The organism is Bradyrhizobium sp. 197, from assembly GCF_023073375.1.
Taxonomy (GTDB): Bacteria; Pseudomonadota; Alphaproteobacteria; order Rhizobiales; family Xanthobacteraceae; genus Bradyrhizobium.
Map to the genome: position 1 here is coordinate 40,413 of NZ_JADPJJ010000002.1, position 18,756 is coordinate 59,168.

Consider the following 18,756-nt stretch of genomic DNA (forward strand, 5'->3'; position numbering starts at 1 on the left):
CTCCGTTGGGGCAGGGACGGTTGGGGTCGTTGACAAGTATACTGATAGTCAGCATACTGAGCAATATCCAAACAGAACGTTTCGCGGAGAGGTGCTCATGCAATTCCATCTCAATGGATTTCAACCGGGCGACCCTGAAATCGCCGATCCCGCAGAACGCATTCAGGCTTCCGGCGCAGCGGGGGCCATGCCTGACGAAGTGGATGTCCTCATCGTCGGCTGTGGCCCTGCGGGCCTGACGCTCGCCGCCCAGCTTGCGCAATTCCCTGACATCAAGACCTGCATCGTCGAGCAGAAGCCGGGGCGCCTGCTGGTCGGGCAGGCCGACGGCATCGCCTGCCGCACCATGGAGATGTTCCACGCCTTCGGCTTTAGCGAGCGCGTTCTGAAGGAAGCTTGTTGGGTCAACGAGACGACGTTCTGGAAGCCGGACGAACGGATTCCGGAAAACATCGTCCGCAGCGGCCGGGTGCAGGACGTCGAGGACGGGCTGTCGGAATTCCCGCACGTCATCCTCAACCAGGCGCGGATCCATGACGGCTTTCTTGACGTCATGCGCAAAGCGCCGGCGAGGCTTGAGCCGCATTACAGCCGGCGCCTGCTCGATCTCGAGGTCGATCCGGCCGCGGGTCCCGCCGACCATGCCGTGACCGTGCGGCTCGAACGGGTCGATGCCGGGAACGAGGGCAAGGTCGAGACGATCAGGGCGCGCTACGTCGTCGGCTGTGACGGCGCGCGCAGCACGGTGCGCAAATCGATCGGCCGCGAGCTGCACGGCGATTCCGCCAATCATGCCTGGGGCGTGATGGACGTGCTGGCGGTGACCGATTTTCCGGACATCCGCTTCAAGGCCTTGATCCAGTCGGCGAAGGACGGCAGCCTGCTGATCATCCCGCGCGAAGGCGGCTACATGGTCCGCCTCTATGTCGAGCTCGCCAAGCTCGACATCGGCGAGCGCGTCGCCAATCGCAACATCACCGCCGATGACGTGATCGCCAAGGCGCAGCGGATATTGAAGCCGCATACGCTTGAGGTGAAGGAGATCGCGTGGTGGTCGGTCTACGAGATTGGCCAGCGCCTGACCGACAAGTTCGACGACGTGCCGGAGGCCGAGATCAACTCGCGTCTGCCGCGCATCTTCATCGCCGGCGATGCCTGCCATACCCACAGCCCGAAGGCGGGGCAGGGCATGAACGTCTCGATGCAGGACGCCTTCAATCTTGGTTGGAAGCTCGCCGCCGTTTTGCGGAAGCAGTCTGCGCCAAGCCTGCTGCATTCCTATTCGGCCGAGCGCCAGGCGGTTGCGAAAGAGCTGATCGATTTCGACCGCGAATGGGCGGGCATTCTTGCGTCCGCCGCCAGGACCGGCGGCGCCGATGCCGCCAGAACGCAGGCCTATTTTGTGAAGCATGGCCGCTACACCGCGGGCACCGCGACGCATTACCGGCCGTCGATTCTGACCGGAGCGACGTCCCACCAGCATCTCGCGCAAGGCCTCGTCATCGGCACGCGCTTCCATTCCGCGCCGGTGATCCGGCTTGCGGACGCCAAGCCGGTCCATCTCGGTCACGCTGCGCAGGCGGATGGCCGCTTCCGCATCTACGCGTTTTCGCCTGCGGAAGATCCGGCGGCCGAGGGCTCGGCCATTCGCGCCTTGTGCAATTTCCTCTCCGAGGCGCGGGAGTCACCGGTCAGGCGCCATACGCCTGCCGGCGCCGACATCGACAGCGTCATCGACCTGCGGGCGGTGTTCCAGCAGGATCATCGCGAGCTCGCCGTCGAGGCGATGCCCGCACTGCTGCTCCCGCGCAAAGGCCGCTACGGCTTGATCGACTACGAGAAGATGTTCTGTCCGGATATCAAGAATGGTCAAGACGTTTTCACCATGCGCGGCATCGATCGCAAGGCCGGCTGCATGGTCGTGGTGCGGCCGGATCAATACGTCGCGACCGTGCTGCCGCTCGAGGATTTTGCGGCGCTTGCTGCGTACTTCGACGTCTTCATGCTGCAAGTGAATTGACGGGCCGCCACGGCGCTTGCGCGGTGTCTCGATGAACGGCGAATGAATATTGAACCGTGCGCGGTATCCGTCTCGATCTTTCGACGAATGAGACCATCGTACGCGGAACGCCCGTTCTGCTTGCGCGTTCCGACTCGAACGAGGAGGACTACGCCATGAGATTCCGAAGTGTGTTGTTAGCCGCATTGCTGCTCGCCCCGACGGCCGCACTGGCCGCACCGGGCATGGTCACCGTCTCGACTGGCCTGCGCGCCGGGCCGGGTTCGGGCTTTCCGCTGGTCGATCGCATCCCAGGGGGTGCCCGCGTCAACATCCATGGTTGCCTGCGCGGCAACGCCTGGTGCGACGTGAGCTTCTCCGATGACCGTGGCTGGGTGTCGTCGCAATATCTCGAATACCTCTACCGCAATCACTACGTCTATCTCCCCGACTATGTCGACGAGATCGACGTGCCCGTTGTCCCTTTCGTGCTGACCTCGTATTGGTCGAGCCATTATGAGGGGCGGCCCTGGTATCGGCGGCATGCCCATTGGAACAGCTACTGGACCTCGCATCAGCGCGACGCGACGCGGATGACGATTGATCCGCGCGCGGCTCGCATCGGCCGCGCGGCAACGCGCGATGCGGCGATCGCACTCGGGCGCCACGGTGCGAATGTTAAGGGTGCGGCTGCGGTCTCCGGTCGTGATGCCGTGACCTCACGGCACGACGCCGCGATCGCCAGGCACGAGACTGCGGTTACGACGGACCGGAACCGTGCTGGACGAAGCGAGCGCATCGCGCATGAGCGGACCAATCTGCAGAGCCGCAATCCGCGCGATGCGCAGGCCCGCATCATGCACGAGCAGGCTGCGAGCCGCGCGGCCGTGCGTGCGCAGCCGATGGCGCGCCCGCATGAGACGCCGCGTGTATTAGCCGCGCCCGCAAGCCGCCGTGCGATGCCGCATGTTGCCCAGCCCAACGTGAGCCACGGCTCGCCGATGAATGCTCATGCCCAAATGCCGGCGCCGCGCGCGGCTGCGCCCGCGATGCCGCATGGCGGCGGCGGCGCTCCTCACATGAACGCCGCACCGCGTGGCGGCGGTGCGCCGGCCGGCGGTCCCGGTGGCGGCCACCAAAAGCATTAAATCAGCCCAACGAAAGCCCGGCCCTCGCGCCGGGCTTTCTGCTCGGTCCGAACCGGTTCCCGGCACGTCTAATTTAAGAAAGTTCTTCGCGGGCAGATTTCATCGATCGTAATATGTCTACCCAAAGCTGTAAGCATTCCACTCGGGGCAGCGGGGCACGGGAGGATGAACGATGAGACAGAGCCAGGCGGAGACGCGCCGCCAAAATGTCGCGAAGCGGTCGATGACCAAGGAGGCCAAGCAGCTGTCCGAACTGATTGCCGGACTGCGCCAATCCCTCGACGGGATTCACAAGGAGCGGTCCAGCATCAAACTATCCGGCGCCGAGATGGGCCTTCTTGACGAACGCCGAAACAATCTGCTGCTCACCATCGCAGCCCTCGACGACCGCCTTTCCGCGGTACAGGGGCTGATCGATCTCGGCCGTCCCCACATCATCCGCGTCCACTGATCGAAGCGCAGACCTGATGCTATCGGATTCGTCGCGGCGGCGACGGAACCGGGCTCAGCTGCCGGCTTTGCGCGGCATAAGGATCGGCGTAGCACTGGGCGGATTGCCCGGAAGCGGTCGCGGCGCACTGCGCGATCGTCGCAAAACCGCAATCGATGCTGCGGCCGTCGATGGTGTAGATCTCGATGCAGACGGGATGGCGCGGATAGTAGGTCTGCGCGGCTGTCGGCGCCACGCCGGGCAAGCCCGCTCCAAGCAAGCCCGCGGCAAGCAGAATCGTGTTCCTGATATGGTGCGCGATCGACCTCCCTCGTTCGGCCGGAACCAAAGCACAAAGCTGCCGTGGATGGCATCAAATTGCCACGCTTCCGGCGAATTGCCGACAAAGCCCGCTGCCAGGAGGAGAACGGGTGCAGGGCAACGCTAGGGGATGCGCATTGGCCTATAAGATGATCGCAGAACGCGACAACGAGAAGTGCAGTTATGCCCGCGAAAGCCGGTTGCTCATCGTGGCGAAGGCAAAGGTTTGGGCGAGCGAGGGATGGAAGGTCGTCATCACCGACCAGGACGGCAAGGCCTACGCGCCGCCCGAATTCGATCAGCTATTGGCGGCCTGACCGCAACACGGGGCTGCTTCTTCTTTTGACGCGTTTTCTTTGCGCGAACCGGTATATCCACTTCGCTCGAAAGCGCTCCAGGGGACGACATTGATTTCACTATTTCGACCGGGGCGCGACGTGATCGTGCCCCTGATAACTCTTGCCGCCGCCGCCGTCCTGACGGCGACAGTTGCCGCCGCGCAAAATCTCGATGCCGGCAAGTCGCCGGAAAAGCTCTTCGCCGATGGTTGCGCGACCTGCCATCGCAGCCCGCGCGGCCTTGCCAAGGGGCGCTTCAGCCTGACGCTGTCCTGGTTCCTGAAAGACCATTACGCAACCAGTTCGGACACAGCCAAGGCGCTCGCGGCGTATCTGGAATCGGTCGACACGCCGCCGCCGCGAGCCGCGGCCAAACCGGGTGCAAAGCGATCCGGGCCGCGTCCTTCCAAGCCGTCGCAAAGCCAATAGGCGTGGTCCGGTTCGGCTACGCGCGCCGATAGGTCTGCGCGAGCAGCCCTGCGTGGACGGCGCGGAGGTCGGCGCTCATGCGCGTTTGTCCCGTCGTAACATAGGACAGCCAGGCGCCGTCGGCGGCGAAGCGGACGACGTGGAGTTCGGGCGTGCCGTCGGTCGCACGGTGGCGCTTCAGCCGCGCCGGAAGAAGCGCAGAGCGAGGCGAAGATCGCGGTCTATGCCGATGCCATGGCCGACTTGCTCTGCGCTTGCGAGGCTGGCGCGGCGGGCTACACTTGCCACACCCAGCGTTTGATCCTACGGACCTCCTCCATGCTCATCATCTCCATTCAAAGCCAGGTGGTCCACGGTCATGTCGGCAACAGCGCGGCCGCCTATGCCATGCAGGCGGAGGGGGTGAACGTCGCGGCGGTGCCGACGACGCTGCTGTCGAACCATCCGCGTTATCCGAGCCTGCGCGGGCGGGTGCTGGAGACCGAGCTCGTTGCAGATCTCCTGAAGGGCCTCGAGGAACGCGATCTCGTCGACGAGGCCGCGGTGCTCGTCACCGGCTATCTCGGCTCGCCCGGCAATGCCGCTGTCATTGCCGATTTCGTCGAGCGGGCGCTGACCCGCAATTCAAAGCTCGTCTATCTCTGCGATCCCGTGATCGGCGATGACGGCCGCGTCTATGTTGCCGACGGCATTTTGGACGTGGTCCGCCACCGGCTGCTGACGGCTGCGGATTTGACCACGCCGAACCAGTTCGAGCTCGAGCTTCTCTCCGGGCTCACCATCGCGGATGAGCAGGGCCTGCGCGCGGCTTGCGCGACGCTCGCCGGGACCGGCCGCATCGACGTGGTCGCCACCGGCTGCACGCTCACCGACACGGCGGAAGGGCAGGTGGAAACGATTCTGTGCGCCGACGGTCAGTTGTCGCGCTTGGCGACACCGCGCCTGCCGATCCGGCCCCATGGCACCGGCGATCTCCTCACCGGCCTGATCGCGGCGCATCTGGCCAGGGGCAGGGCAACCGAGGCGGCGGTGCGGCTCGCGGTCGAGACCATCTTTGCGGTGCTGGTGCGCACGCAGGAAGCCGGCACCGCCGAGATGCGGCTCGTGCCACTGCCGACGCCGGGACGGTAAGCCTTAGCGGATTTACGTCGCGCGCTTCGCGGCCGATTGCGCCGACTTCTGCGGCTTTGCCGGGACCTTCTGCTCGCGCGTCGCCTGCGACTTCGCCTGTGCCTTGGACCGCTTTGCGCTGGCGACAGCCCGCGCTTTCCTCGGCTTGACGTTGGCGACTTCCTTGCGGTCCGACGTTCCCCGGCGCGAGACGTATTCCGGACCGTCGACCGGGCCGACATGCGGCGGATCGCGGCCGAGATAGGGCCGGCCGATGCCGAGCGCCTTGCCGTTGGCGTCGACCCATTTCCACAGCACCTCGGTCGAAACCCAGCGCTGCGCGCGGTTGTCGCCCTTGGTGCTGACGATGTCGGCCGCCATGCCGTGGCCGTAGCCGCCGCGCGTGCTGCCGCCGTGATAGGAGCGGTCGGAGGCGGCCTTCAAGCCGCTCGCGATCGACTGGCGATAGTTGTCGCGGAACGCGCTGGTGATGCCCGGCGAGAGGCCGGCGGCCTCAGCCGCGAGCAGCGTCCGGAACAGCTTTTGCTTAAAACTCTTGTCCATGCCGCCGATGACGTAGTCCATCATCGACATGCCGGCGTGGTCGGCCGCCTTCGGATCCTTCCAGCCAAAGTCCTCGTCGACCAGTTTCGTGAAGCTACGCATTACTGTGATCGTCTTGCCCTTGCGCTTGACGGTGACGGCGCGGCGATCCTCGACCTTGATCGAATCTTCCTTGGGCGTGCGCTGGTAGAGCACCCAGAGATAGCGGTCGATGCAGGCTTCCATGACGAAGCATTCGTCGAGCACGGCGGCGGTGTCCGCGGACGGCGAGGCCTTGCTCGCGGCCGGCGCCGGACCGGTCGTGATCGTCGCGGGCGACAGCGCGTCGGTCGTCACGATCTCGGAGGGATCGGCGGATGCGAGTTTTATCGCGGGCTCTTGCGCTGGCGGTGCCTCGCTGACGACGGGCGTGGGTTCAGGCGAAATCTGCGGCGCGGGCGGCGCCTCGGTCGGCAAGATCAGCACTGGGTCGGACGAGGCGAGCTTGATGGCGGGAGCAGGCGCTTCGGGCGTTGCTGCTTCAGCGGTTACCAGGCTCGGAGTCGCGGCGACCGCGGCCGCGATATTGGCGGTCAGGGCGACGCCGTCCTCGATGGTCGCAGCGTGCGGGATGTCGGCGAGGTCGAACCGGCCGAGATCTTTCGCGCGCGAGACGGCAGAAGCATTGGCGCCGCTGTTCTCGATGAGGGCAGGGGCATAGGCGGACAAAGAGAGCGCCAACCAGCCGGCGAGAACCGCCGAGGGGCAGGATACCGCCACCAGAAGAGACCGCCGATCATCCATGATCCCTGCCTCCAAACGGTTCTGTTTGAACCTCGTCTTCTCCGAACAGTCGTGATGCCGACGCTCTTGATCATGCAGTCTTGTGATCATGCAGTCTTGCACGAAAAGGCAGGCCGCGCGTCAATTGTTCGGAGGACGGTGTGGCGGCGCAATGGCGCAATTCGGCGAAAGCGGGCTTTTCGGACAGGTGTTGCGCAGCGGCAACGGCGGGTTCCGCTGCGGTTCCAAGGGCGCCACGGCCAAAAAGGCCTGCAAATGCAGCATTCATTGTCGTCAATTTGAGGCGGTCGAGTTTACTCAATCTTGGATTGTGACTGTGTAAGTCTCCCGCGCCGGCGATTCCCGGTAGAGTTGGGAAGGACACGCGTGTGAAATTGAGATGCTAATGGGCCGAATTCGCCGCCGATGAATCCGGCGCCACCGCGATCGAATACGGACTGATCGCAGCCGGCATCGCGCTCGCGATCATCGAGATCATCTACGCGCTCGGCACCAACCTCGTCGCAAAGCTGCAATCGCTGGCGACGGCGTTGAAATAAGCTGCGTGGTGCGGCGCCCGACGCTTCGGAGCAACCTTGAGCCGGCTAGCGCGTTATGCGCTCATGACGCATTCCTCGCTTCGTCCCATGGACGCCTTCGACCCCGCCGAGCCCGCCATCCTGCATGACCTGCTCTCCGATACGATCATCACCTGGACCGCTGAGCAGGCCGACGATTACCGGCGCGCCAGCCGTCCGGGCGGGGACGGAACCGTGAGCTGGAAGGTCTACGTCTTCGACGGCTGGGGCAATGTGCTCGGCGGCTGACCAATGCTCATAAAAGTGTCATGTCCCAGCCGGCGATGATTCGACCAAAGCCTTGCGCGCATTAAACATATTGCCATGCGCCGGACGCGTTGTTGCAATGCACCAACGTATGTCGCATTGCAGCAAAATGCGCTTAGATGTGCTCCGAACCTTCCATCAGGAGCATCACCAATGAACAAGAAGACTCTGTCGATTGCCGCCGCCATCCTGACGATCGCGGGCAGCACCGCGGCTTTCGCCGCCGAGCTGCCGACCTATGAGGCCAACGGTTTCCCGGTCTCCCCGATGCAGGTGCGCGTGCTCGGTGCCGCGCATGTCGAGCAGCAGGCAACTGCGCCGACCACCGTCGCTTCGGTCCACCAGGCCCGCGTGCTCACGCCGCGCAAGGTCAAGACCGCTGACGTCACGACGGGCAGCGCGCGCTGATCTGAATTCACCCCGACCTGAAGCAGGCTCGCCTCCACGCGAGCCTGCGCCGACCGCGTTCCCTTTCGGGAGCGCGGTCTTTTTTTAGCGCGGCGGGTGCGCGGATTGAGAAAGTCACGGCGAGAAAAAACGCCGTCACGTGCCGGTTGTGTACGGCGGTTCAAAGCGACTGTGATCTCTTTAATAGTTGCTTTGCAGATCGGGGCGCTTGATGCGGGCGTCGCTTATCGAGCGGCCAAGAATCATTTTCATAATGGAGCCGTCATGCCCGTTGGACAGAAAGCCGTTATTGCAAGCGCCTCGCCGCGCGCGTTTATCCTCAGGCATATCGCGTTGTTCGCAGCTGCCGCGCTGTTCGTGTTCGTTCTGAGCCTGACATATGGGCTCGATCTCAGCCCCGGGTTTTTCTAGCGCGTCAGCGACGTGCCAGCCCTGCAACCGCGTGGGTTGAGCCTCATCACGCGCTGACCTAAGGCTTGCCGCATGGATCAGCGGACGAGCGGCGCTGACGCTCTCACTCACAAAAACGATGCGGCGCCGGCGCTGCTTGGTGTCGTCTGCGGCCTCGCCGCGGCGCTGTTCTGGGCGCTTGGCTTTGCCGGCACGCGGCATGGCCTCAAGATCGGCTTTACGCCGGTCGATCTGCTGGTGCATCGCTATGTCTGGTCGGGCATTGCGTTCCTGCCGCTGGTGATGCGCGCAGGCGTCGGCGATCTCTGTGGCATCGGCTGGGGCAGGGGCCTTGTGCTGATGGTGCTCGGCGGTCCCGTGATGTCGCTGATCTCCTACACTGGTTTTCTGTTCGTGCCGCTCGGCCATGGCAGCGTGATCCAGCCCTCCTGCGCGACACTCGGCGGCCTGCTGCTCGCGGCGTTGTTCCTGAAGGAACATATCTCTGCATCGCGCCTTGTCGGCGCCTTCGTCATCGTCGGCGGCCTCGGCGTGATCGGCGCGGAATCGATCGGCCATATCGGCGCCGACGGCGTGCTGGGTGATCTGACCTTCGTGCTGACCGGATTCATGTTCGCAAGTTTTGGCGCGCTGCTGCGCCACTGGCGTGTCTCCGCGGTGTCGGCCGCGCTCGTCATCAACGTGCTGTCGTTGCTGCTCTTGCCGATCTACCTCATGACCGGCGGGCTCGCCCGGGTCGCAGCGATAGGTGTCACCGAGAACGCCATCCAGGCGCTGGCGCAGGGCGTGCTTGCAGGCCCCGCCGCGCTCTATCTTTACGCTGTTTCGGTCCAACGCCTCGGCGTCGCCCGCGCCGCCGTGATCCCGGCCTGCGTGCCGGCGCTGACGCTGCTCACCGGCTGGCTTCTGCTCGGCGAGCAGCCGACGATGTTGCAGGCCGCGGGCCTGGTGACGGTGCTGTGCGGCTTTTATCTGGCGCAGCGGCAGCGATAGATCGCAGAACCGCGGGTTTCAGAGAACGGCCGACCGCCCGAAAAGTTCGGGGCGAACGCATCGCCTTGCTACGCCTTCCTCACGAACTCCGATTTCAGATTCATCGCGCCGATGCCGTCGATCTTGCAGGCGATGTCGTGGCCGTCGCTGGCCTCCTGCAGGCGGATGTTGCGGACCTTGGTGCCGCCTTTGACGACGGAGGAGGAGCCCTTGATCTTGAGGTCCTTGATCACGATGACGCTGTCGCCGTCGGCGAGCACATTGCCGTTGGCATCGCGCACGCCGGAATCCTGCGCGGCGTCGGCGGCCGCTTCCGCCGTGCCGCTCCATTCATGGCCGCATTCCGGGCAGACCCAGAGACCACGATCCTGGTAGGCGTGCTTGGAATTGCAGTTTGGGCATGTCATTGAGTCGGTCATCGTTTGCCTCGTCACCCGTCACGGGCGCGCCGCACGCCTTCCGCCGGAAAAGATGGATTGGGAGCAAATCCTTTACCATGGCTTCCAGTCCCGGTTAAACCCGGGGAAACTTAGGAGTTCAAGAAAAAGTCTGCGGTATTGAGGGCCGGGTTTACCGGCGGCGTCCGTTCGACGTCGCCGCGGGAGGAGCGTCCAGGAGGAACGTCCCGTCATGAGCGAGCATCGTGCTGCCGTCAGACATCACACGTTGCGGACCGGCATTGTCGAGTTCGACAACGGCACCGGCAAGATCATCAGCGCGCCCTGCACAATCCGCGACGTCTCCGGCACCGGCGCCCGCCTGGGCCTCAACGCCTCGTTATGGGTCGCGGAGCAATTCACGCTGGTCTTCAGCAGCGGCCTGCGCAAGGACTGCCGGGTCGCCTGGCGCAAAGGCAGATTGATCGGCAGCGCGTTCGCCGACGGCTATGCGAGCACGGACGAGCAGGCCGTCATGATGACCGCGGACGAGCAGTCCCGGCACAGGCTCGGGATCGGTGCGCGCGTCAAAACTGCGCGCGAGAGGCGCGGCTACACGGAAGCGCAGCTCGCCGAGCTGATCGGTGCCACGCCCGGTTTGGTGTCGCTGGCCGAGCAAGGCGAGGCGGACATTCCGCTGTATCAGCTGATGCATATCGCGGATCTCTTGATGGTCGGGCTCGACGGGCTCGTTGCGGGGCCAGCGCCTGAGGACGTCGATGCGGCGTAGTTGGCACCCGTCCAACAAAAACGTCGAAAACAACCCCATACACAGTAGAAATCCGTAGGGATTTCAACGTTTTGCAAATCCGAAAAATTGTTGATGGTGGGCTCCGCATCGTCCGGATCGACTTCGGCGATACCGAATCGAATTTGACTTGTCGGGCAAAACAGGGGCAGTATGGCATCGTGGCGCCGGTGCGACGGCTGAAGCTGATGCGTCGCAAGGCACGGGGCGACATGCCAAAAGACCTGAAAACAAAACCAACAAGAAAACTGAAGACCTACCAGACCTCGCTCGGCTTCTACGACCAGGCGGTCGCCGCGCCATCGATGAAGGCGGCACTGGACGCCTGGGGCGCCAAATCCAATCTCTTCCATCAGGGCGCCGCGAAGGAGACCGACGACCCCGACATCGTCGCCGCGACCATGGCAAGCCCCGGTGTCGTGCTCAGGCGCCCGGTCGGATCGGACGGCCCGTTCACCGAGCACGCCAAGCTGCCGACCGATCTCATTGACGACGAGGCGAAGCCCAAACCCAAAGCCAAGTCCAAAGCGAAGTCCAAAGCCAAGCCGAAAAAGCCTGCGGCCAAGGCTACAGGGAAATCATCCCGCGAGATCGACGATCGACAAGCCCGCAAGGCCGCCGCGGCGTTCGAGAAGGAGGAGCGGCGGCGGGAAGCCGAGCGCCGGAAGGAAGCGGCGGCCCGCGCCAAGGAGCGCGCGCGGCGGGACAAGGCGGTCGCGAGCGCGCAGGCGGCGCTGGACAAGGCGAGGCGGGAGCACGACACGCGGGCGGAGGCGATCGACGCCGAGCGCGCCGCGCTCGATGAACGCGCCGAGGCGGAGGCGACGCGCTGGGACAAGCAGAGGATGAAGCTGGCGGAGGCGGTGCGGCGCGCGCGGGAATAGGGGCCGCCGGGAGCGATTCAAGGAGGAGCGAGATGTCCGATCATGGCGCGTTGTAGCGTCACGAAGACCCCGAGACATTCACGCATTCCCAGAGCAAGGCCTAGGTGACGGCCGCTTCGATACAGAGGTCGATTGGCGGAGTCAGCCGTGCGCCTGAAGGCAGGCGCGAACCTTGTCTGCCTGCGCGCGCGGCACGGCATGGGCGCGCCACTGCTCCATCGTGGCGCCGGCTGCGGCCAGGCACCGGTTGATGTTGCGCGCATAAGTGTCATGGGACATACGATCGCGCTTGGCTTGGCAGGCAGCGTCGCCGCCACACTCGTAAAGGGGGGCAGCCTTGGCCATAGAGATGCCCAGCGACAAAAACATCACGACGAAAGCCGTCATCAGCTTGTTCATATATCCCCCGGAGTCCCGAATCGACTTGCTTTAATGGCCAAACGTCTAGCGTGTTGAATTGCCGCCTGCAACCCGGGGACGCCGGACCGGTCGATTGAGTTGCGCGCTTCGTTGTCGCCGGCAAGCCGGCATCAGCCTGTGGCTTGCAAGATGGGTTTCGCGTTTCACGAACCCGTCGTTCCGACAGGGCGCCGGAGCCATCAGCGGTCATTCAAGCAATTCTGGATCAAATTGGGCTTGCGTTGCTTTGCGTCCTTTTGCACTCTTTGGCTAGGAGGCCCGTCGTATGAAAACAATGACCGCCGCGTGTGCTCTCGGAATGGCCCTGGTGCTGTGTAACCTTGGGATATCAGGTGCCGAAGCCCGGGCGCGGAAAGCCCAGATCGTTCGGGAACCGCAGCAGAGGCTCATCGTCACGGCGCCCGTGCTCAGGCCGACGCCGTGGGATTACAATATCGTTCCGCGCTATCGTTATCGTCCTGAAGACGACAGGGTCGATCCCTACGGCCCGCCTTTGGTGTCGTCGTGGGTCCGCTATGAGGGCTGGCGGTGGCCCTATTGGTGGTGAAGGCCAACGACGGACGCGGAATGGAATTTAGCTAGCTACCCGCCCTACAGATCATCCGCCGCAAGCCGCAGAAACTGCCGCTTCATCGCGTTGACCCTGGCGACATAGTTCGCGACGAGGTGATCGCCGCAGCGCTCGCCGGCGATCATCTGGAAGTGGCGGCGCGCGTAGGCTGTGGCAGGACCTGCGCCGCAGAGATGGATGAAGGCGGCCAGATCCTGCCTCTCGCGCGTGCTCGCCTTCACATCGCCCGCGCGGGCGAGAATTTCAGCGACATTGCGATCCAGATACACCGATGCCAGCTCGATGGCGTGGCTCGGGATCGCGCGGACATAGAAGCTGGTGAACCCGCAAGCAGTCTCCGTGACCGCGTTGCCGCGGATACAGAACCGCGCGGCGTCGGCGTAAGCTGGATCGGTCATCTGGAAAAGGCCGACGGCGCTGGAGGCGGGCCGGTAGATCGCGAGGGGATTAAAACTCCATCGCCAGCGCCAGTAGGTGCGCGCCACCGGATTGCCTGAACTCTCGACCTGCGCCAGCGCGGCCAGCAATTCGGGCGTGATCGTCGCGGTGGAATGCTTGCGGAACAGCGGCCCGTATTGGCGCCAGGTCTCTGATGGATCCTTGTCGAGGGCATTGCCGACAAGGACGAATAGCTCGGTCGGCTTGCGCATTGTTTGATAGGCGAGGTTCACCAGCACGACGACCGCAAGCAGCATCGCCACGCCGCCCGCGATCCGAACCATTCGCGGTGCGCGCGCGAATGTCTTTCGTGCCCACCGCGCGCCGCGCCGGAACTTGCGAATGCGAGGGAGGAGGCGCTTGCTTTTTCTGGGCATCGGTCTCGTGGGAGTGCATTGCGGAGACTGTGTACCTGGTTAACGCTGTCACCAGGCCTTGAAATCCGGCTTCTTTTCCTTCTGATCGCGTCTTTTCAGATGTCGGCTCCGTCTCCTACGGGAGCTCGAATCCTTGATGGAAGTAACCCGAGGTTGTACGCTGCGCCGCAGCAGGGTTAATTTTGTGTGAATGGATCGGCTGGGATGACCGTAATTGAAAGCGTGGTGTCGGCGGAAAGCGCGGACCGGAAAATGCCACCGGGCGTGCTTGTCGACGGTCCGGTGGTCGACGCCAAGTTTCGCGATTCCTACATCTCGTTCGTCATCATGATCGGAGGTTCGCTCGCGGCGCTGGTCTGGGCCTTCTGGCAAGGCATCGGCCGGGTGGAGATTGCGGTCTTCGCCGGCACGTTCGCGCTGTCCACGGTCGGGATCGGCTTCATGCATCGCTACTTCGTCCACCGCAGCTTCCGCTGCGGTCCGGTGATGCGGACGTTATTCGCGGCCATCGCCACGATGGCGGTGCAGGGCTCGATCCTGAAATGGGTGAGCAATCATCGCCGGCATCATCTTCACTCCGACAAGCCCGGCGACGTCCACAGCCCTTACTATGACGGCGACGGCAACCGCTATGTCACCTTCGCCAAGGGGATGATGCATGCGCAAGGCGGCTGGGTGTGGGACCAGGCCACTACCGACGCCGGATACTACGCCAAGGATATTCTGGCCGACCCGATCGCCATGTTCTTCACCAGGACACGCTGGTACTGGTACGCGCTCTCGGCGGTGATCATTCCGGGCGCGATCGGCTACGCGTTCGGCGGCGTGCACGCGATGACCGGCTGCATCCTGTTCTCAGGTCTGTTCCGCAGCTACCTCATGACGATGGCGACCTCGCTGGTCAACTCGGTCTGCCATAGCGACGGCCGCTACGGCTACCGCCGCTTCGCGCTCGAGGATGGCACGACCAACGAGCTGGTGACCACGATCCTCACCTTCGGTGAAGGTCTCCACAACAACCATCACCGGTTTCCGCGCGACGCCTATCTTTCGCACGCCTGGTACGAGATCGACATCAACGGCCTGATCATTCTGGGGCTCGGGAAACTCGGCCTCGTGCACGACATCTTTGCGGCCGGAAGCCGGACGCTTCGCTCTGGAGATTCCGACGGCGGAAAACGTCCGATACCAGACACGGAAGCTATGGTCTGACTCCGCGCCGTCGGCTCATCCGCCCTGCGGGCTCACCAATCCGGATCGCCGTAGTAGGGATCGACCATATAGGGCGGTGGCATCCAGGGCCCTCGCGACGGCCTGGGCCGCCGAGGTGCGGCCGCTTGGACGTGCGGCCGTGCAGGCGCAGCGGTATCGTTGTTCATCACGCTCCGCGCGGCGGACTTCGCGGATGCAGATGCGGATGACGTCGTCAGTTGCGTTTGCAGCGCCTGGACCTGTGCGGCGAGGCGCGCATTGTCCGCCGCATCCTTCTCCTGCGCCGCCTTGAGGTGTTGAATGGTGTCGGCCTGCTCGCGCAGTGTCTGCTCGTTGCGGCTTTTCAGTTGCTCGAGCTTTCCGTTGATGCTCGCAAGCTCGTTGGTGATGGTCTTGAGCGATTGCGCGAGATCAGACGACGACGGGTCAGGCGTTGTGGCGCCAGTTCTTGAAGCGTCGGATCTTGAAGCGTCAAACCCTGCAGCGCTCTCCGTGTCCTGGCCGACCGACGGCGCGGGCACCGTGCCGGGCTCATCCGCGGCAGCCAGCTGCACCGCCGGCGGTTGCGTCGGACTTTCAACCGCGGAGGCTTGCGGAGGCCTGGCGGCCGGCGGAGCCCATCGCGCCATGATCGACCTGGTCATCGACTTGGCCTCATCGCGATAGTGCGAAGCGAAGGCGGCACCGAGAATGCCGATCGCCAGCACGAGGCCGACCAAGACGCGCAGCATGGGCCGATTTCTTTTCAGGCCGTGATCGCGAACCTTGCTATCCGGCGCCGGCGCCGCGGCCTTGGGGGTCTTGTCCTCGGAAGTCTTGTCCCCAGGAGCCTCGACAGCCTCAGCCGCCGCGCCTGCTCGCGAGGACCGCGGGCCTTCGTTGCCGCGTTCCATTCCGGAAACCATCCGGTCCAGCCGGGCAAGGTCTTCCTCGGCGCTCTTGATCTTGTCGTAGGCCCGCGCCAGCCCGCCATCGGCGCGCACCGCGTCCGGCTTGGGGGCGTCAGGCTTCTGGTCATCAGGCTTCTGGTGATCAGGTTTGGGGTCGTTCGCTTCGGGCACCGATGCGCTCTCGATCCAGTCGGGCGTCAATGGGAGTGCGGCAGTCCGATCGTTGGAACGATAGGTCGCGCCGCTGCACCACACAACGCGCATGCGGAGGAGAAATTATGGCGGCTCATAGGTTCGGGGGCCGGCTCTGCCGCGATCGTAATTGTGGTGGCGGCCATCAATAGCGGCTGCCGCTGCACTTTTGCTGCGTGATCCAGTCCGACAATGTTTTCGGTCTGGATTTCTCGGTCCGGCCCGGTGGTGCCTTTGGATTGTCGCGGATGCCTTTGGTCGGACGGGTGCGCGGCGCATCCGTTGCGTGGACGCTCCTCAAGGCAGTCGTCGATGCCTCAGCGGCTTCCTTCTCCAGGCGCAACTGCTTCAATCGCGCCATCTTGAGGCGCTCTGCCTCGACTTCGGGTCGTTCGGCGAGCCCTGGCTTGTGTTGAGCAAGCTCGGCCGGGACCAGGACACCGAGAATGGTCGTCTCGCCGAGCGCCTTGCAGGCTTCGAGCCGATGCAGTCCCTCGACCAGAACGAGGCGGTCTCCGTCGCGCCGAATGGAAATGGGGGCCTGTTGTCCGATGTCCAGAATACTTTCCGCAATCTCCCCGACGATCTCGGGCTTGATGGCTTTCTTCTGCTTCGTGGGAACGAAGATCTTTTCGATCGGGAAGCTTTCCGGCTTGGGCATAACTCGACTCCGCTTCTACCGGGTCCGTCGGAACCCATGCCGGTGGTGTCCTGAGTTTAGGAGGGAAGGGCGCGAGCGCAAAGGCAATTCAGCTCGTAGGATGGGTTGAGCTCTTGCGAAACCCATCAACAGTCTTGGTGGAACGATGGGTTTCGCAAGTGCTCAACCCATCCTACGGGCTATTGTGTGGGAGAGGTTGACGGTTCTCGGACGCCTCTTGTGGATTCCGAAGATCGTTCAAGCGAGCCTTCGCTGCCTTTTTTGCAGATTTGACCTTGTTGAGATGATCCTTGTTGTCTTCAACCTTGTAACCCGGAATGGCGAATTCGTAGTATTTCAGGGCCATCTCAAGATCGGAAATTGCTGTATCTTTCTCGGCTACCTCAGCGTGAAGAAAGAATGCCAAGCCAATACAAAATTGGGCATCGGATGTGTAGGCGCCTCCTTCCTCCGAGATCGCCAACACTACCTCGTGTGCCTGAATTGACCGGGTCAGATAGATTTCTCTCCGGCTGTCTGTAATGAACCTTGCCTGATCGAGCAGGACCCGACCTAGCGACATTTGTGTTCGCATTGTATGTGGATGAAGCAGCGTCTCTGGATAAGCTTCTAAGGATGCCCTAAAGGCCGCTATCGACTGTATCCTTAGGAAGCGAGCTGACGCCGGATCCGTAGTCTGAACTTCTTCGGCACTTTCGGCAAGCGCGGCACCCAAATTGTAATGGCAAGCAGACCACAGATCGATTTGGCCTTCTTGGGCGCTTAATTCGAGCGCCCGGCGAAGCGATTTCTTTGCTAGCTCTGCGAATGCCTTGCGGTCGCTACCATCACTTGAACGAGAGAGCTGCGAGTAAGCGGCTGACAGACTGCTTTGCAGGTAAGTGTGAGATCGCGCATTATCGACCCGGGCATCTTGGGCGGCGTGCTCATAAGTTCGTATAGCCGAGCGCAGGTCGTCTATTGCGTTTTCGCGATTGCTTTCGGCGCGTGCAAGATAACAATTTCCAACGAGAATTTGTAAATTGGAATAGTCCTCATTCTCGATATCGCTATCCGCGTACTCGATCGCTTCTTTGGAAGTCTGTATTGCAGCATCATAAAGGGATGCGTCATTTATAGCGCGAGCTTGAACTTGTTGCAGTGTTGCTAGCCGATATTTGGCCACCACCCATTCTGCTTTATGCTCTTCTAGAATAGTAAGTCCAATTGCTCTTTCAGCCAGCAAAATGGCATGCTCAAAATTCGGCGATAACGTTCTTCTCTCGTACTCGTAAATTTGACCGGCAGACAATTCCAGAATTGAGGCGACGCGGCGCTTGTCGAAACCATAAAAATACTCCGCCGCCTTATAGTAGTGGTCAGCTGCAGCAGATCGCTGGCTATTAAAGAGGGCTGCGTCTCCCCGAGCAAAGCGTATATCTGATTGGGCCTCGACTTCCTCAAGAGTTCGCTCTTCCTGCTGAATATCTTCTGCTGCCGCAAGGAGTTCATCTGCCTTGTCAAAGCTGCCCGCTTCAATCTCGCTGTTGGCTGCCGCTATTTGATTGTGAATGGCCTCTGTCAGTCCATCAATCTTCCTCAGGCGAGCTTGAAGGACTTTCAGCTCTTCAGCTTTGCTCTTCAAATAGTTGAACAACTCGCCGTCCGAAGCATTTGGATTTTCATGACCAAAACGCAACGAAAGGTTTTCTATTAATTGTCGAGAGAGGCCGATTTCAGCCGCCTCTTGGCTGGTGAAGAGCTTGTTGAGCCGACAGGCTGCAAGTTCGTCTTCGCGGATATCGAGCGCTACGACCAGCGCGTCGATTGTTTTCGCGTGGGGGCGATTTACCGTACCCGTTTCCAGGTCGTTAATCCGGCGTACCTTGCTCTCATCGTCAAATGCGCGGATTGCAAGTTCTTTTTGGGTTAGTCCCTCTTGGCCCCGTTTTTTTCGGACGAGCTCACCAAAAGCCTGTCCATATGTCCGATCCATCCGAGCCCCTCTAAATCGTCGTCCTTCAGCTTATGAATCCGCGCTATTCGGCAGTCCCCAAAGAGCTCGCATCGCTAAAAAACAGATGTCGCCATTTGGCGGGTTGCGAGAAATCGGAGGTGTAACGGCATGCAATTAAGGGTTGATATAATATACTTAGGCATGGGGATTGCCTACCTTTTCGCCATCCTTG

Annotated in this window: 23 protein-coding genes and 1 pseudogene; 15 read left to right on the forward strand and 9 right to left on the reverse strand. The window is 62.5% G+C overall.

From position 1 onward, the window contains the following. Positions 1 to 97: 97 nt before the first annotated feature. The 3 genes from IVB27_RS00390 to IVB27_RS00400 all read left to right on the forward strand — a co-directional run bounded on the left by IVB27_RS00390 (position 98) and on the right by IVB27_RS00400 (position 3,598). Positions 98 to 2,020, forward strand: coding sequence for an FAD-binding monooxygenase (locus tag IVB27_RS00390; RefSeq protein ID WP_247440510.1), 1,923 nt, complete (start codon positions 98 to 100; stop codon positions 2,018 to 2,020). Positions 2,021 to 2,175: 155 nt separating this feature from the next. Then, complete coding sequence (locus tag IVB27_RS00395; protein ID WP_247440512.1) at positions 2,176 to 3,147, forward strand: SH3 domain-containing protein; 972 nt, start codon at positions 2,176 to 2,178, stop codon at positions 3,145 to 3,147. A gap of 223 nt (positions 3,148 to 3,370) precedes the next feature. Further along, complete coding sequence (locus IVB27_RS00400; RefSeq protein WP_247440514.1) at positions 3,371 to 3,598, forward strand: hypothetical protein; 228 nt, start codon at positions 3,371 to 3,373, stop codon at positions 3,596 to 3,598. Between the two features lie 19 nt (positions 3,599 to 3,617). Here IVB27_RS00400 and IVB27_RS00405 read toward each other — a convergent pair whose 3' ends face one another. Then, positions 3,618 to 3,833, reverse strand: a complete 216-nt coding sequence (locus IVB27_RS00405; protein WP_524536456.1) for a DUF3551 domain-containing protein — start codon at positions 3,831 to 3,833, stop codon at positions 3,618 to 3,620. A 175-nt stretch (positions 3,834 to 4,008) separates the two neighbouring features. Between IVB27_RS00405 and IVB27_RS00410 the strand changes: the two genes are divergently transcribed. From IVB27_RS00410 to pdxY, 3 genes are all read left to right on the forward strand, one after another. After that, entirely contained in the window at positions 4,009 to 4,215 is a 207-nt protein-coding gene (locus IVB27_RS00410; RefSeq protein ID WP_345946791.1) for a hypothetical protein, read from the forward strand. Positions 4,216 to 4,305: 90 nt separating this feature from the next. Beyond that, positions 4,306 to 4,665 carry a hypothetical protein gene (locus IVB27_RS00415; RefSeq protein WP_247440517.1) on the forward strand — a complete coding sequence of 120 codons (360 nt, stop codon included), beginning with the start codon at positions 4,306 to 4,308 and terminating at the stop codon, positions 4,663 to 4,665. A gap of 318 nt (positions 4,666 to 4,983) precedes the next feature. Next, positions 4,984 to 5,796, forward strand: a complete 813-nt coding sequence (pdxY, locus tag IVB27_RS00425; RefSeq protein ID WP_247440519.1) for a pyridoxal kinase — start codon at positions 4,984 to 4,986, stop codon at positions 5,794 to 5,796. Positions 5,797 to 5,808: 12 nt separating this feature from the next. Here the strand turns inward: pdxY and IVB27_RS00430 are convergent, their stop codons facing one another. Then, complete coding sequence (locus IVB27_RS00430; protein WP_247440521.1) at positions 5,809 to 7,122, reverse strand: hypothetical protein; 1,314 nt, start codon at positions 7,120 to 7,122, stop codon at positions 5,809 to 5,811. A 70-nt stretch (positions 7,123 to 7,192) separates the two neighbouring features. Further along, a complete protein-coding gene (locus IVB27_RS00435; protein ID WP_247440522.1) occupies positions 7,193 to 7,423 on the reverse strand; it encodes a hypothetical protein in 231 nt (76 codons plus the stop codon). A gap of 67 nt (positions 7,424 to 7,490) precedes the next feature. On the opposite strand from IVB27_RS00435, the pseudogene IVB27_RS00440 reads away from it, so the two are divergent. The 5 genes and pseudogenes from IVB27_RS00440 (at position 7,491) to IVB27_RS00460 (ending at position 9,758) form a co-directional block, all read left to right on the forward strand. Continuing rightward, a pseudogene (locus tag IVB27_RS00440) lies at positions 7,491 to 7,661 on the forward strand (Flp family type IVb pilin). A gap of 36 nt (positions 7,662 to 7,697) precedes the next feature. Continuing rightward, positions 7,698 to 7,928, forward strand: a complete 231-nt coding sequence (locus IVB27_RS00445; protein ID WP_247440524.1) for a hypothetical protein — start codon at positions 7,698 to 7,700, stop codon at positions 7,926 to 7,928. A gap of 171 nt (positions 7,929 to 8,099) precedes the next feature. Then, a complete protein-coding gene (locus IVB27_RS00450) occupies positions 8,100 to 8,354 on the forward strand; it encodes a hypothetical protein (protein WP_247440525.1) in 255 nt (84 codons plus the stop codon). A gap of 105 nt (positions 8,355 to 8,459) precedes the next feature. After that, positions 8,460 to 8,765: a hypothetical protein gene (locus IVB27_RS00455; RefSeq protein WP_247440643.1), complete on the forward strand. Its 306-nt coding sequence runs from the start codon at positions 8,460 to 8,462 to the stop codon at positions 8,763 to 8,765. Between the two features lie 72 nt (positions 8,766 to 8,837). After that, a complete protein-coding gene (locus IVB27_RS00460) occupies positions 8,838 to 9,758 on the forward strand; it encodes a DMT family transporter (RefSeq protein WP_247440527.1) in 921 nt (306 codons plus the stop codon). A 68-nt stretch (positions 9,759 to 9,826) separates the two neighbouring features. On the opposite strand, the gene IVB27_RS00465 is transcribed toward IVB27_RS00460, so the two are convergent. After that, positions 9,827 to 10,177, reverse strand: a complete 351-nt coding sequence (locus IVB27_RS00465; protein WP_247440528.1) for a zinc ribbon domain-containing protein YjdM — start codon at positions 10,175 to 10,177, stop codon at positions 9,827 to 9,829. 211 nt (positions 10,178 to 10,388) lie between these two features. On the opposite strand from IVB27_RS00465, the gene IVB27_RS00470 reads away from it, so the two are divergent. Further along, positions 10,389 to 10,925 (forward strand): helix-turn-helix domain-containing protein, encoded by a 537-nt coding sequence (locus IVB27_RS00470; protein WP_247440530.1) that lies wholly within the window; start codon positions 10,389 to 10,391, stop codon positions 10,923 to 10,925. A 230-nt stretch (positions 10,926 to 11,155) separates the two neighbouring features. Continuing rightward, positions 11,156 to 11,827: a cell envelope biogenesis protein TolA gene (locus tag IVB27_RS00475; protein ID WP_247440629.1), complete on the forward strand. Its 672-nt coding sequence runs from the start codon at positions 11,156 to 11,158 to the stop codon at positions 11,825 to 11,827. Positions 11,828 to 11,968: 141 nt separating this feature from the next. Here IVB27_RS00475 and IVB27_RS00480 read toward each other — a convergent pair whose 3' ends face one another. Then, the gene (locus IVB27_RS00480; RefSeq protein ID WP_247346760.1) at positions 11,969 to 12,226 is read right to left on the reverse strand and encodes a hypothetical protein; all 258 of its coding nucleotides are present in this window, start codon (positions 12,224 to 12,226) and stop codon (positions 11,969 to 11,971) included. Between the two features lie 286 nt (positions 12,227 to 12,512). Here IVB27_RS00480 and IVB27_RS00485 point away from each other — a divergent pair, with 286 nt between their 5' ends. Beyond that, a complete protein-coding gene (locus IVB27_RS00485) occupies positions 12,513 to 12,794 on the forward strand; it encodes a hypothetical protein (protein ID WP_247346762.1) in 282 nt (93 codons plus the stop codon). A gap of 44 nt (positions 12,795 to 12,838) precedes the next feature. On the opposite strand, the gene IVB27_RS00490 is transcribed toward IVB27_RS00485, so the two are convergent. Further along, positions 12,839 to 13,633: a transglycosylase SLT domain-containing protein gene (locus IVB27_RS00490; RefSeq protein ID WP_247440532.1), complete on the reverse strand. Its 795-nt coding sequence runs from the start codon at positions 13,631 to 13,633 to the stop codon at positions 12,839 to 12,841. Positions 13,634 to 13,837: 204 nt separating this feature from the next. On the opposite strand from IVB27_RS00490, the gene IVB27_RS00495 reads away from it, so the two are divergent. Then, positions 13,838 to 14,845 carry an acyl-CoA desaturase gene (locus IVB27_RS00495; RefSeq protein WP_247440534.1) on the forward strand — a complete coding sequence of 336 codons (1,008 nt, stop codon included), beginning with the start codon at positions 13,838 to 13,840 and terminating at the stop codon, positions 14,843 to 14,845. A gap of 32 nt (positions 14,846 to 14,877) precedes the next feature. Here IVB27_RS00495 and IVB27_RS00500 read toward each other — a convergent pair whose 3' ends face one another. From IVB27_RS00500 to IVB27_RS00510, 3 genes are all read right to left on the reverse strand, one after another. Beyond that, positions 14,878 to 15,906: a hypothetical protein gene (locus tag IVB27_RS00500; RefSeq protein WP_247440536.1), complete on the reverse strand. Its 1,029-nt coding sequence runs from the start codon at positions 15,904 to 15,906 to the stop codon at positions 14,878 to 14,880. A 166-nt stretch (positions 15,907 to 16,072) separates the two neighbouring features. Continuing rightward, complete coding sequence (locus IVB27_RS00505) at positions 16,073 to 16,588, reverse strand: ParB N-terminal domain-containing protein (RefSeq protein WP_247440537.1); 516 nt, start codon at positions 16,586 to 16,588, stop codon at positions 16,073 to 16,075. A 172-nt stretch (positions 16,589 to 16,760) separates the two neighbouring features. Continuing rightward, entirely contained in the window at positions 16,761 to 18,563 is a 1,803-nt protein-coding gene (locus tag IVB27_RS00510) for a helix-turn-helix domain-containing protein (RefSeq protein ID WP_247440539.1), read from the reverse strand. Positions 18,564 to 18,756 lie beyond the last annotated feature (193 nt).

Coding starts and splice junctions, on each gene's coding strand:
- IVB27_RS00390 (WP_247440510.1), top strand. CDS start 98: ATGCAATTCCATCTCAATGGATTTCAACCGGGCGACCCTGAAATCGCC.
- IVB27_RS00395 (WP_247440512.1), top strand. CDS start 2,176: ATGAGATTCCGAAGTGTGTTGTTAGCCGCATTGCTGCTCGCCCCGACG.
- IVB27_RS00400 (WP_247440514.1), top strand. CDS start 3,371: ATGACCAAGGAGGCCAAGCAGCTGTCCGAACTGATTGCCGGACTGCGC.
- pdxY (WP_247440519.1), top strand. CDS start 4,984: ATGCTCATCATCTCCATTCAAAGCCAGGTGGTCCACGGTCATGTCGGC.
- IVB27_RS00430 (WP_247440521.1), bottom strand. CDS start 7,122: ATGGATGATCGGCGGTCTCTTCTGGTGGCGGTATCCTGCCCCTCGGCG.
- IVB27_RS00450 (WP_247440525.1), top strand. CDS start 8,100: ATGAACAAGAAGACTCTGTCGATTGCCGCCGCCATCCTGACGATCGCG.
- IVB27_RS00460 (WP_247440527.1), top strand. CDS start 8,838: ATGGATCAGCGGACGAGCGGCGCTGACGCTCTCACTCACAAAAACGAT.
- IVB27_RS00465 (WP_247440528.1), bottom strand. CDS start 10,177: ATGACCGACTCAATGACATGCCCAAACTGCAATTCCAAGCACGCCTAC.
- IVB27_RS00470 (WP_247440530.1), top strand. CDS start 10,389: ATGAGCGAGCATCGTGCTGCCGTCAGACATCACACGTTGCGGACCGGC.
- IVB27_RS00475 (WP_247440629.1), top strand. CDS start 11,156: ATGCCAAAAGACCTGAAAACAAAACCAACAAGAAAACTGAAGACCTAC.
- IVB27_RS00480 (WP_247346760.1), bottom strand. CDS start 12,226: ATGAACAAGCTGATGACGGCTTTCGTCGTGATGTTTTTGTCGCTGGGC.
- IVB27_RS00485 (WP_247346762.1), top strand. CDS start 12,513: ATGAAAACAATGACCGCCGCGTGTGCTCTCGGAATGGCCCTGGTGCTG.
- IVB27_RS00490 (WP_247440532.1), bottom strand. CDS start 13,633: ATGCCCAGAAAAAGCAAGCGCCTCCTCCCTCGCATTCGCAAGTTCCGG.
- IVB27_RS00495 (WP_247440534.1), top strand. CDS start 13,838: ATGACCGTAATTGAAAGCGTGGTGTCGGCGGAAAGCGCGGACCGGAAA.
- IVB27_RS00505 (WP_247440537.1), bottom strand. CDS start 16,588: ATGCCCAAGCCGGAAAGCTTCCCGATCGAAAAGATCTTCGTTCCCACG.
- IVB27_RS00510 (WP_247440539.1), bottom strand. CDS start 18,563: ATGGATCGGACATATGGACAGGCTTTTGGTGAGCTCGTCCGAAAAAAA.